Annotated in this window: 9 protein-coding genes; 2 read left to right on the forward strand and 7 right to left on the reverse strand. The window is 40.5% G+C overall.

The annotated features are described in order from the left end of the window. Positions 1–75: 75 nt before the first annotated feature. The 7 genes from CSC79_RS17270 to CSC79_RS17300 all read right to left on the reverse strand — a co-directional run bounded on the left by CSC79_RS17270 (position 76) and on the right by CSC79_RS17300 (position 11,530). On the reverse strand, positions 76–684 hold the full coding sequence (locus CSC79_RS17270) for a superoxide dismutase (RefSeq protein ID WP_099296986.1): 609 nt from the start codon (positions 682–684) through the stop codon (positions 76–78). Positions 685–715: 31 nt separating this feature from the next. After that, a complete protein-coding gene (locus CSC79_RS17275) occupies positions 716–1,222 on the reverse strand; it encodes a hypothetical protein (protein WP_099296987.1) in 507 nt (168 codons plus the stop codon). 86 nt (positions 1,223–1,308) lie between these two features. Then, the gene (locus tag CSC79_RS17280; protein ID WP_099296988.1) at positions 1,309–1,800 is read right to left on the reverse strand and encodes a GNAT family N-acetyltransferase; all 492 of its coding nucleotides are present in this window, start codon (positions 1,798–1,800) and stop codon (positions 1,309–1,311) included. Continuing rightward, positions 1,801–6,537 carry a PAS domain-containing protein gene (locus tag CSC79_RS17285; RefSeq protein ID WP_099296989.1) on the reverse strand — a complete coding sequence of 1,579 codons (4,737 nt, stop codon included), beginning with the start codon at positions 6,535–6,537 and terminating at the stop codon, positions 1,801–1,803. It lies immediately after the preceding gene. Positions 6,538–6,713: 176 nt separating this feature from the next. After that, entirely contained in the window at positions 6,714–9,845 is a 3,132-nt protein-coding gene (locus CSC79_RS17290; RefSeq protein WP_099296990.1) for a CusA/CzcA family heavy metal efflux RND transporter, read from the reverse strand. A gap of 11 nt (positions 9,846–9,856) precedes the next feature. Beyond that, positions 9,857–10,975 (reverse strand): efflux RND transporter periplasmic adaptor subunit, encoded by a 1,119-nt coding sequence (locus tag CSC79_RS17295; protein ID WP_099296991.1) that lies wholly within the window; start codon positions 10,973–10,975, stop codon positions 9,857–9,859. A 174-nt stretch (positions 10,976–11,149) separates the two neighbouring features. After that, positions 11,150–11,530 carry a hypothetical protein gene (locus CSC79_RS17300; protein ID WP_099296992.1) on the reverse strand — a complete coding sequence of 127 codons (381 nt, stop codon included), beginning with the start codon at positions 11,528–11,530 and terminating at the stop codon, positions 11,150–11,152. Between the two features lie 177 nt (positions 11,531–11,707). Between CSC79_RS17300 and CSC79_RS17305 the strand changes: the two genes are divergently transcribed. Both CSC79_RS17305 and CSC79_RS17310 read left to right on the forward strand, forming a co-directional pair. Next, entirely contained in the window at positions 11,708–12,562 is an 855-nt protein-coding gene (locus tag CSC79_RS17305) for a cation diffusion facilitator family transporter (RefSeq protein WP_099296993.1), read from the forward strand. A 108-nt stretch (positions 12,563–12,670) separates the two neighbouring features. Beyond that, positions 12,671–13,741: a PepSY-associated TM helix domain-containing protein gene (locus tag CSC79_RS17310; RefSeq protein ID WP_099296994.1), complete on the forward strand. Its 1,071-nt coding sequence runs from the start codon at positions 12,671–12,673 to the stop codon at positions 13,739–13,741. Positions 13,742–13,782 lie beyond the last annotated feature (41 nt).

A 13,782-nucleotide genomic window follows, 5' to 3' on the forward strand; every position in this document is an offset into this window, starting at 1 on the left:
GCTCAAACTAACTGCGACTAACAACTAGCTTACGCGAAAAAACACAGTTTACTAGCCGTTTTCGGCACTCAACCCTTAAATTGCAGCAAGGAAGCGACGCTGCACCTCGGCCCAATTAATGACATTATAGAATGCGGCAATGTATTCAGGCCGACGATTTTGATATTTCAAATAATATGCATGTTCCCACACATCTAGTGCTAATATAGGCGTATTGCCTTCCATTAAAGGGCTGTCTTGATTCAAGCTGCTCTGAACCACTAGTTCCTTGTTTGCATTAACACATAACCACGCCCAACCACTGCCAAAACGACTGACAGCGGCATTGGTGAACTGCGTTTTGAAACTATCAAAATCATTAAATGCACTATTAATTGCCTGAGCCAATTCGCCTTGTGGCTCGCCTCCCCCATCGGGGCTCATAACAGTCCAAAACAATGAATGATTATTATGGCCACCAACATGCTCTTGCACCGCTTTTTGTAATGACTCTGGAAGTGTCGTTATTTTACGTAATAATGTTGCTGTGTCTTGCTCCGCGTAATGCGTCCCTTCAAGTGCTGCATTGGCTTTATTTATGTAAGTCTGGTGATGCAATGTATGGTGTATTTCCATGGTTTTAGCGTCAATATGAGGCTCTAGTGCATCGTACTCATAAGGTAATGGGGGTAGTGTATATGCCATGATTACTCCTTTAAGGCCTGTGGTTAATTGATCAATGCAAGGTTGCAGTTTGATCAGGTGAATAACTTAAAGTGTGATTAATTTTTTCAATCAGATGCGGGTGATTACTATGTAATTTAGCAAACTGCACTAGCTCTAAATGAGTTTTATAGTGGTGATGAACTACAACTGTGCGCACCGTATTGCACGGATGTTGAATCAAATTACTCAAAGTAAGGTGAACATCACACAGCCATTTACACGCTTGTTCACATTGATTCATTGCTCGGTAGGTGTCAGCTAAATTATGTGCTGCAACAACCAAGGCTGGGCAGCAATGCTCTATAGCACCAATAGCTGATTGGCATATTTTTGCGCGACTAAATTGGTTTAAAAGGTGCGCCGCGAGTGTGTGCGCAGTGGTGTACTTATCGCGAGCTTCGAGTAAAGCACCACGTTCAAATGCATAATTACCAGCCATTATATTAGACTGCCAAGGGCTAAGCGCTTGATCGACTTGCGGTAAACCTTTGCTATCATTTAGTTGAGGGCGTGCCATTGGATCACCTGCACAAAGTTAAATTGGTGAGTTTAATCTACACACCAAAACAACTTAATGCAAATGATTTTTATTTATGTTAACTTTTACTTCTCTGCAAAATCAATTAACGCTTGCCCTGTTAATCGATAAATAATCCACTCATTTTGGGGCTCTGCACCCATGCTGTTATAAAAATCGATAGCCGGTTGATTCCAATCAAGCACCACCCATTCAAAACGCCCGCAATCTTTTGCGAGTGCTTGGCGTGCCAGATGTTGCATTATTAGCTTGCCAGCGCCTTTTCCGCGGCTATCAGGGCTGACATATAAATCTTCTAGGTACAGGCCATTTTTACCAAGCCAAGTAGAGTAGTTATAAAAGTACACGGCAAAGCCAATGGCTTCATCACCGTCTAAACAAATAATGCTGTGTGCTGTTGCCCCTTCACTAAACAAGGTTTTTAAAATTGCTTGCTCATCAGTTTTTACTGCATCAGGTTCTTTTTCATAAATGGCAAGTTCGTTAATAAAGTGCAAAATGGTTGCTGCATCTGATGGTTGTGCATCTTTAATTGTGATTGTCTGTGTGTTATTCATTTAAAATTGCTCGAGTTTCTCTTTTAATATATCTAATTGAATTGGTTTGGCTAAATAATCATTCATACCGGTGGCTAAACAGTAATCGCGATCGGTATCCATGGCATTAGCCGTCAGCGCAATAATGGTAATATCTTGATGTTTATAACCGGCTTCACCTGCGCGAATCGCGCGAGTGGCATCAAACCCATCCATTATAGGCATTTGGCAATCCATCAATACCAAAGCAAAATGATCGCCGGGCACCTTTGCTAATAAAGACAATGCTTGTTGCCCATTTACTGCCAAAGTCACTTGATAGTTTAGCTTACTTAACATTAGCTTAGCGACTTGTTGATTGATTGGATTATCTTCCACTAGCAGGATGTGATTATTCTTCTTTATACTGCGTAACGATGAAATGTAGCTTGAAGTAACAAGCGGTAGATCAGTTTCATCGCTGTTATTTGCGATCACTGCCATCGTAGAAATAAGATCCGCCGTTGTGATAGGTTTAGGAAAGTATGCCTGAAAACCGGCATCATTGTAGCGCTGCGCCCCTTCCATGCCCGCTATACTGGTCATCATCACTAATGGCATAGCCTTAAATGCTTCATCTGCTTTTAATATTCGACATAATTCGATGCCATCAATGTCAGGCATTTGCATATCAAGGACTGCAATATCATAAAGCGGTAAATTGTCACTAACACGACTTTTGCATAAACGAATAGCTTGATTTGCATCGCAGGCAAGCTCAACTTTTGCTCCCCAGTGTTCTAATTGCTGGCTGATCACTATCCGGTTTGTTTCATTGTCATCAACCACTAGAATACTCAGCTGTTCCATATCGATACGAGGAATACTTTGTTGAGTTTCAATTCCTGGTAGCAACATAACACTAGCGGTAAACTCACTGCCTTTACCGACTTTACTGGTAACACTCACTGAGCCCCCCATAAGCTCACAAAGTTGCTTACAGATAGCGAGACCAAGACCTGAACCGCCATATTCACGAGTTGTTGAGGCATCGACTTGCGAAAATGGGCTAAATAAGTCTTTTTGTTTGGCACTATCAATTCCTATCCCTGAGTCTTTAACCGAAATAGTTAATTGATACTGCTCATCTAAACGCGCTAGATTGGCGGTTATGACAACCTCGCCTTGTTGGGTAAACTTAACAGCATTACTGATTAAGTTTGTCAGCACTTGACGGATCCGCCCTGGATCGCCTCTAAGATCAGCAGGAACCACACCAACAACATCAAGAATAATCTCTATGTTCTTTTCTTGCGCCCGCAAAGCTTGCGATTCAGCCACTTGGCCTAATAAATCACACGCATTAAAGTTAATGCTCTCTAGCTCGATTTTTCCTGCTTCTACTTTAGAAAAGTCTAAAATGTCGTTGATCACCGACAACAAAGAATGAGCGCTATTTTTCGCAATCGAGACCTTCGTTTGTACTGGCTTGTTTAACGGCTCCAGCTCAATTAGTTCTAACATCCCTAAAACACCGTTCATTGGTGTACGAATTTCATGACTCATGGTTGCCAAAAATTGGCTTTTCGCCAATGCAGCATCATTCGCTTTTGCCAGTGCAACTTTTAATTCTTCAGCGGTTTCTTTTTGGTTTTGCGACATTAATACACTGCCAACAAGGGTAGCAAGTGAACGTAAATAAGTTTCTTCGTTCTGACTCCAAGCTCGGTATTCCCCCACACTCTCAGCAAAAAGTACACCCAAAATCCCATCACCTGTAGAGATTACGGCATCGAGCATCGACTTAATATTTAAAGGCGAAGTGTAATCTTTAATAAACTCAACCGTAGCGGGGTGGGTATTAACATTGTTAATGGCTAATAAGCCTTGGGCAAAAATCGTTTTATAATAACTTGGGTATTCATCAACTTTTAACACAAAGCTTTGCTGCTGCACGCCTTCTTCGGCACTGTATAAACTCATGCAGTGCATTTCTTGATTATTCGAATCAAACAACCACACTGATGCTCGTTGTACATTAAGTACTTCGCACATGGATTGCGCAACTAAATCTTTTACTTTACTAAAATTACCAGAGAGTATTTGCGGTGATACCGTTAGGCTAGCTAAGTTTTTGTTGTACTGATTTGCTTTAATACTCTCTAATTCAAGGCGTTTATACGTATCAACATTTTGAAAAGAGCCGTAAACACGAATACATTTACCCTCTGAAAACTCAGCTTGCCCTATTGACTTAACCCAACGTTCTTTACCTGTTTTAGTGATTATAATCAGTTCGACTTCCCAACTTTGCCCATCTGAAACGGCCTTTTCAAATAGCTCACTAATTTTATCTCGGTGCATTCCTTCTTTGTAAAAATCAAGCGCTTGTTCAATTTTAGGTTGATAATCATCTGACACTTCATGAATTGCTTTAACTTCTTCTGACCAATAGATTTTTGCACGCTCTAAATCAACTTCCCAAGCACCGATTTTCCCTTGTTTACTCATGGTTTCAAGTAGGCTTTGCTGACGATACAACTGCGATTGGGTATTATATTGCTCGGTAATATCTAAAATGAATCCATCAAGGTAGAGTACATTCGAAGCATCATCAAACACTGCTTGGCCTTTTTCATGTACCCAGTGCGTGCTTGAGTCCGATGCAATTAACCGGTATTCAATAGACCAAGGCTGCTGTAACGCTACTTGCTTGGCAATTTCTTGTTCAACTTTAGTGGTATCATCTGGATGAATTAACTGAGCAAATTCAAGGTGATAGTTATGAACCAAATCATGAGGTTCATAGCCTGTAATCGTTTTTGTTTGGTCACTCATGTAAAGCATGGTCCATTGCTCGTCATATTTGCAGCGATAGACAATGCCCGGGATATTTTCAACCAGCGATGCAAACCTATCCCGCCCTTGTTGTAATTGGGTTTCGATCTCTTTACGCTCGGTAATGTCTAAATGGGTACCGATCATACGTTTTGGCGTACCATCCGTATTCCATTCAACAACACGGCCGGTATCTAAAATCCAGATCCACTGACCATTTTTATGCTTCATTCTCGACTCAGCAACATAGTAATCAGTATGGCCACAAAAGTGCTCCGTCAGCTTTTGCTCTGACACTATAAGGTCATCTGGGTGGGCATTGTCTTGCCAAGTATTAATATCGGTTGGCTCGAGCTCCGCTAACGTGTAACCAATTATTTCAGCCCATCGATTGTTAAAGTAAACCTTATCGGTGTCTATATACCAATCCCACACTCCTACAGCGGTGCTGTCGAGTACAAGTTGCAATTGGGTTTTGTGTTGCTCAAGTTCAATTTCTTGATGCTTTAATGCGGTAATATCGGTGCGTACGGCAATATAACTTTGCGCGTGCCCCTGTTCATCAAAAAAAGGTAAAATGGTGGTATCGACCCAATAATAAGCGCCATTTTTAGCTTTATTACATATTTGCCCATGCCACACTTTGCCTTGTTTTAAAGTTTTATACATTTCTTTAAAAAAGCTTTTATTGTGTCTGCCTGAATTCAGCATACGGTGATTTTGCCCCAGCAACTCAGCTTCACTGTATCCACTAATTTCACACAATTTATTATTAACAAATGTAATACTGCCTTTGATGTCAGTAATAGCCACAATGGCGTGCTCATCTAAAGCATTTTTTTGTTCAGTTAATTGTTTTAAAGCATGTTTTAGGGCATCACTTTGTTGTTGTAGACGCGCTTGTTGTTGCTCTTTACTGTTAACTAGCAACTCAAGATCGATAGATAACTGATGTAGTTCAGCACTATCAGTTAAAATTGGTACATGCTCTTGAGTTCCATTCGTTATGTTTTCTGTGGCTTTAGCTAGTTGCACTAATGGCCGTGATAATCGCCGTGCAAACCACAGCGACAATATTAAAATACTCACCAGTGCTATGCTGCTTGTTATTACTGCCATTCGTTTATACTGCCTTGCACTTAACAACATGACATCACTTGGCTTTTCAACAAGTAGTTGCCAGCCTTTCGCATCAGCAAAATTAAGATCAGTTAAAATGGCATAATATAATTCATTGTTATTTTTAGAATAAGTAAATACTCCCTGATGTATTTCAGGGCTTTCATTGTCTGCAATGAAGCTCAAAGATTGATTTTTTCCTTGAATAACTCGGTCTTTAACAAGGTAAAAGTTTAAGCTGGGGTTTGCTTCATGAATACTTTCTAGACTCGTCAACAGCCCCTGAAAATTAACTGTAACCAACACAATGGAGGTCAATCTTTGTTGTTCATCGTGAATTGCTACACCAATAAAGTGCTGTGCTACTGGCTCTGAGCTGGAAATAAATACGTTTCTTTCGCCTTGTTCTAACTTAGCCAGCATGGCGATAAGTTGATCTTGATTTAACTGAGTAAATTGCCCTCTAGTTCGTGGACTAGGCGTATTTTGAGGATCAAACAATATATGAATATTATCAACGAACTTGTATCGTGCGATAAATTTATCAATAAACAATTGTTTTTGAAGCTGATTGTGCTGGAGTTGATCGCTTAATAAATAAATATCTTTAACATGATCAGTAAACCATATATCAGCAAATTGCTTACCGATATGGCTTAACTCTTTAAGCTCTACTTCAGCATTTTGTTCTAAAGACAAGGTAACATGGTTAAAACTAAACCAAGAAAGCAAACATAAAGGCACTAATGAAATAATAATAAATGTAACTATCAACTTACTGCGGATAGATTGGCCTTTATAATTACTCTGATTTTTTTGCATTGTTATTTTTAACCAAAAACTTTTCCATCTATATCTTACTAATAATGCACTAAATAACACAGGACGCAAGTTTATGCGCCTTGTGTTATGAATTACACTCTCACTTTACAACCTGTTTTATAAGTCGTTCAATACATTGTAAATTTTACTCTCAGCCTGTTAGCCCTGTGACTAAGCTAGCGATGCTGTGTTTTATACTGACGGCTAAATTTAGGATATAACACAGGTAAAACAAAGAGTGTCAAAAATGTTGCCGTGAATAAACCGCCTACAATTACCGTTGCCAATGGCTTTTGGATTTCGGCGCCAATGCCGGTTGATAGTAACATAGGGATCAAACCAAGTGCTGAGGTTAATGCCGTCATCAGTACGGGTCGTAATCGCGATAATGCGCCATTAAATGCAGCGGTATCTAAACTATCACCGCTTTTCACACGGTTATTTATACTCTCAACCATAACCACTCCGTTGAGTACCGCTACCCCAAACAAGGTAATAAAACCGACTGAACTGGGAACTGATAAATATTGGCCTGATACGTACAGTGCAAGCACACCACCGATCACAGCTAACGGCACATTTACTAGAATAAGCATAGCTTGGCCTATTGAGCCAAATGCAAAATAAAGCAACAGTGCGATTAACGCTAAAGAGATAGGTACCACGATTGATAAACGCTGTTGAGCTCGTTGTTGGTTTTCAAATTGGCCGCCAATACTTATGCCATAACCTGCTGGTAAATCGACTTGCTCAGTAATCGCAGCTCGTATATCGGCAACCACAGAGCCCATATCGCGCCCTTTTACATTGGCTTGGATCACCACTCGGCGTTGTACATCGTCACGGCGTACTTGTGGTGGGCCAGATTCAATATTAACCGTTGCCACATCGCCAACTCTGACCAATGCACCAGTCGGTGATGATAAGCGTAAATCTGCAATGGCTTCAGGGCTGTCACGAAACTCAGCGCCAATGCGAACATAAATATCATAACGCTCATTAGCATTAATAATTTGCCCTGCCGCTGTACCGCCAATACCATGTTGAACTATGGTCATTAAATCACCCACCGATAACCCATAGCGAGAAAGCGCTAAGCGATTTGGTTTGATCACTAATTGTGCCTCACCGGCGATTTGCTCCATTGCCACATCTTTTGAGCCAGCTACACCTTTTACAGCTTGTTCAATAGCTTGACCTTTACTGACCAACACAGCTAAATCAGCACCAAACAGCTTAATCGCCAACTGCGCTTTTACCCCAGACAATAACTCATCCACCCGCGTGGCTATCGGCTGTGAAAAGTTAAATAATAAACCTGGAAATTGCTCTAGTTTTGTTTCCATTAACACTTGCAGTTGGAAGCGATTGTCAGCAGATTGCCACTCACTTACGGGTTTTAAGCCTAAGTATATTTCAATATTATTGACTGGCTCTGGATCGCCACCTACTTCAGGGCGACCAACACGACTCAACGCATAGTCGACTTCTGGAAACTCAAGCAATATTGCTTCAAGCTTTGGTGCAACCGCCAATGCCGTATCTAAACTGGCAGACGGCGCCAAAGTTACTCGCAAATTAATGGTGCCCTCTTCAAGCTCTGGCACAAACTCGGTGCCTAACTGTGGCAATAACACGCCCGCAATTACCACCAGCACACCCGCTATACCAATCACGGTTTTACGCACATTCATTGCCCAGCCCAAACACAGCTTATAAGCTTTATCTAAAGGCGCTAGCACCACACTGCGTCTCAACGTGACGCCATTGGCAAATAAGTACACCGCTAATGCTGGCACAATCACCAACGCAACAATAACAGCCGCAATAATTGCTAACATTATACTGATTGCCATAGGCCGAAACAGCTTAGCTTCAACGCCTTCAAAGCTAAACAATGGCATAAATACCACTAAGATGATCAACGCTGCAAAGAATACCGGGCGGGCAACTTCTTGAGCAGCTAGCTTTATGCGCTCAACATTACTATGCGATTGAGTGCTTGGCTGCGTTAAATGACGAAAGATATTTTCTACCATTACCACCGAGCCATCGACTAACATACCGATCGCAACAGCAATCCCGCCCAATGACATTAAATTTGCAGAGAGCCCAAACCACGCCATCACACAAAGTGCTAAGCCAATTGAAATTGGGATCGATAATAAAACCAATAATGTAGCTCTCAGATTCATTAAAAATAATGCCAACACCACCACAATAAACACAAATGCCAACAACAACGCATCAACAACCGTATTGACCGCTTTGGTGATCAGATCAGCTTGATCGTACAAAGGCTCAAATGTCACACCATCAGGTAATGCTTGATTAATTAATTGAATACGCGAGGTTATGCCATCAATGGTCTGTTTTGTATTAGCGCCAATACGCTTTAACACCACACCTGTTACCACTTCACCTAGAGAAGTAATATTACCTTGTGCATCTTTAACACTCATGGTTGCCGCACCTTGGCGGATTTCGCTGCCTAATGACACCTCAGCCACATCAGCAATAGTAACAACGGTGCCACTAATGGTTTTCAGCGGCGTTTGCGCAATTTCTTGTAACCCTGGTTTGCCCGCATTAAACCAGCCAGTACCTCGGATCACCAATTGTTCTTGGCCGCGATTCATATACCAGCCACCCACATTGGTGTTATTTTCTTCAAGTGCACTCACTACTTGCTGCTGATCTAATTGATAAGCAAGTAACTTATTTGGGTTGAGGTTAACTTGATATTGACGAACATCACCACCAAACGACAGTACTTCTGTTACGCCATCAACAGGTAAAATGAGTAGTTTTACAACCCAATCGTTTAAGCTACGCAGCGCCATACTATCAAGCCCAGACTCAGGAGATGCCGCCAATAAGTATTGATACACTTGGCCAAGCCCTGACGTGTTCGGTCCCATTTCTGGCAAGCCAATTCCTTCTGGGATCAACTCTTTAGCCGCTTGCAGACGTTCAAACACGAGTTGCCGCGCAAAATAAATATCCACCCCTTCTTTGAACACCACCGTTACGCCAGATAAGCCTGTTTTTGAAATCGACCTAACTTGGTCGACATCAGGTAACGCATACATAACCGCTTCAATGGGATAGGTGATAAGTTGCTCAACTTCAACGGCAGCTAAACCTGGCGCTTCTGTATTAATCGCAACTTGTACATTGGTTACATCAGGAAACGCATCTAAATTCAATTTAGGGATCGCAATAGCGCTTATCGCAGCAACCACGCAAAGCGCTAAAAAAACCAGTAATCGATTGCCAATAGCAGCATTAACTATTTTATTAAACATACTCGTCGCTCCTAATGGTTATGCGGATCAAAGCCGCTTTTCGCTTGCTCTGATGCAACAAAAAAAGCGCCTTGTGTGACGATGCGAGTTCCTTCTGCTATCCCTCTAATTTCTTGCAAGCCAACAAACTTAACCCCGAGCTCGACCTCTTTTTCTACAAATTCTTCATTGTCATTAACGGTAAATACAGCCCAGTCACCATCTTTGGTTCTTACCAAAGCTTGCTGCGGTACAGCTAAAACTTGCTCTGTTGTTGGAAACGAAAAATAAACATCGCTAAACATACCAGGGTGAAGTTGATGCTGTTCATTAGCGACATTTAACCTGACAACTCTAGAGCGAGTCACTTGATTGATAGTGTGCGCCTCTTGCGAGACCGTTGCAGGATAGTGTTTTGAATTAACCTTAATTTGTACGATGGCCCCTTTAGCAATTTTTACAGTTTGATTCGCTGATAACTGCGCTTCTACCCACAAATTACTTTCATCTGCAATCAACATTAACTCAACACTCGAATCAACACGTTGGCCTTGAGCAAAATTATCACTCAAAATTGCGCCAGAAGTTTGTGCGTACAACGTATATTCACCAAGTTTATTAGGTGGAGTATTTATTGACTGCTCAATATCTTTACTTATCAAACCATACGCTGCCAATTGGCTATAAGCGACTTCATACTCAGCCTGCGCGGTTAAGTAATCTTTTTCACTCACAGTACCCGATGTCATCTTTTTTAAGCGTTGCCACTGTGCTTGTGCTAGTCGATAGTTCGTTTGTGCAGTGGCAACATCAGCGCTAAATAGGGTTATTAAAGGAGCATCTTTTTCTATATGCTGACCTAAAGTAGCGTGACGCTTGACAACAATTGAATCGACTCGTGGTGACAATAAATAACTCGTGTACCCGTTTGCTTTAATTTCTCCCGGCGCATATATCTGAGAGTGGTAAAACTGTTTTGTAAGTGGAGCTATTTTGATATCTGCTAGAGTCATTTGCGTAGGGGTTAAACTAAGCCCTACCTTTTGCTCCTCGGTGACGTGTGGTTCGCTTTCATCATGTTGATGCTGCTCATTTTGCGCCGCTTGAATAGAAACACTTAAAATAAGCGCGCTAAGGTAAAAAAACTTCATAATGCAATTCCCATAAACTAAGAATCTATCGCTGATTTAAAAGCATACAAACCAGTCTTCTTCGCTTAATACATATACAATGTATGACTTAGCGTTAAGACAAGCTAATACAGACTTTTAAAGCGTTAATTAATTCTCAAACTAATAAATTAATAGCCAAGAGGCTAAACAGTGTTAACTTATTAATGAAAGGATGGGAGGGCGTAAGTCAGGCACGATTAAACGTGAGCTGAGGCGAATATCAGAGAGTTTTATTGTCTCATATTCAATTGCAGAAACGGGGTAGTGCCATAAAGTGCTGAAATATACGGGCACATGACAAACATGACAATGACTGTCCTCAAGCGCATCAGATAAATCTGCGCTAAGCTGTTTATACTCGTTTTGATGAAGGATATGATCGCCATTACTAGTGCAGTGTTTATCTAATTCAGATTGCTGCTGTAAAATAGAAGAAGTCTGTTTAATAGCACCGTTATAATCAGCGACGTCAAAGCTATCCAACATAGGTTGGAGTAACATAAAGGCTAATAATAACACCACTGAATGCTTCAAATAAATTACCTTAGTAAACGGATCGACTAAATAATAACAGATCTTATTTAAACAACAAAGCCTCTTTACCGCCATCAGGTTTTTCTTATATGGTCAGGCAATTGCTCATTCCCCCCCTAGGTTTAATTAGAACCTCATGTTATAAACTTAACTTTAGAGTAATAAGCAGGAACTGTAATGGGACACAGTCATGATCACAGCGCTGAAAATAACAATAAAAGTGACTACCAATTAGCTTTTGCTGTTTTTATTAATGTACTCCTTACAGCTGCACAAGTTGCAGGAGGAATTTTTTCGGGCAGCTTATCCCTCATTGCTGATGCACTGCATAACTTAAGTGATGCAGCGGCAATTTTCATTGCTTTTATCGCCCGAAAAATAGGGAATAAAATAGCAGATGATAACTACCATTTTGGCTATAAACGTGCAGAGATTTTGGCCACATTACTAAATAGTACAACGCTTATCGTCATCGGTGGTTTTTTAATTATTGAAGCCATAAAGAGTTATTTTAATCCCACCCCGATTGATGGTTGGATTGTAGTCTGGGTTGCAGCAATTGCGTTAATAATTGATTTGGCAACAGCAGTGCTTACCTACTTTGCTGGGGCAAAAAAAAGTATCAATATTCGAGCGGCTTTTATTCATAATGTTTCAGATGCAATGGCTTCGGTGGTGGTTATTGTTGCCGGTACCCTCATCATACTTTATCAATGGTATATAGTAGATTTGCTGGCAACAATATTGATATCTGCTTATGTGATTTATCATGGCGTAATTTTACTTATGCAAAGTTGTCGAATTCTGATGCAAGCAGCCCCCGCTGACTTCGAACGCCAAAACATAATATCAAATTTAACTAGTGAGTTTTCATTAAGCAAAGTACTTAGTTTAAAAGCATGGCAATCTGATGATAATACAACACACTGTGAACTAGTCATTTGCGCTGACAAAACCCCAGACTTAGATGCTATAAAATCCTATTTACACAATAACTTTGCTATTGAGTACTGTATTATCGAAATAAGATAATCATAGCTCTTTAAAATGTATTTAATTAGCCAGTTCGATAGAATTGAAAATGCATCGTACTATCATTTATACTCGCTCATCTTTATTTAACAAACTATAGGTGAGCAGTTGAAGCTGTGGTTACGTCGTACTCATTTAATACTGACTTTGATCAGTGGGTTATTTTTAATATGTTTGAGCGTGACGGGTGCATTATTAATTTATGCTAAGGACATTCAACGCCTAATCAACCCTGATTTTTGGACAGTGACTCCCGAAAAAACCACAATCGCCTACCCAGCTCTTATCAATACGATTGAAGTTCACACTAAGCAAAAAGTCACCATGCTTATGCCTGAGCAACAACCACAATTTGCTTGGCAAATACAACTGTCTAACAAACAATACGTAAGCGTAAACCCTTATAACGCTGATATCCTTCTAAAATATGATTATTATTCAACCATCTATGGTTTCACCATGGCTCTGCATCGTTGGTTACTTTATGAAGATAGTGATGGTCAAAAGCCACTTAAAAATTGGGTTTCTATATGTGCATTGATTTTCATCATAAACATGCTCATTGGCGTATATCTATGGATAAAACCTAAAAACCGCATAAGGCGGCTTGTCATTAAACCTAAAGCCAAATTACGAATTTTGCTGTATCAGTTGCACACAGTACTGGGCGTTTATTTATTTTTAGTGTTAATTTTAATAGCGTTCACAGGAATGGCGTTTAATTTTAAAGATGAAACAAAAGCAGTACTTGAGTTCACTACACAAAACACTGTTGAAGCTCGGCCAACAGCACCAACTTTAACGGTACCAAAGAATATTAACCGTGATCAATTCGCAGTTGCGCTAGAAAATGGCTTATCTGTGTTTCCTAAAGGAGTACTGTTTCGTATTTATTTACCAAAAGAACCAAATGACGCAATTGCTTTACGAATTAAAAATCCTGGTGAGAGTCACGCCTACAGCTGGGTATGGGCCAATCAATACACAGGTCAAGTGCTTCAAAAGTATGACGCATCAAAAGCTAACTTTACAACACAAGCATGGAACTTTAAGTATAAATTTCATATAGGTGATTTTGCAGGTTTATTGCTACAAGCACTGTGGTTGCTACTTGCATTATTGCCACTGTTGTTCTCGATTTCAGGTGTCTATTTTTGGTATAAGCGGCATTATCGTTAATACCGCTTATATACCCAAGCCACCTCAAGATGCAGAATTCA

This window comes from Pseudoalteromonas sp. 3D05, from assembly GCF_002723455.1.
Classification (GTDB): domain Bacteria; phylum Pseudomonadota; class Gammaproteobacteria; order Enterobacterales; family Alteromonadaceae; genus Pseudoalteromonas.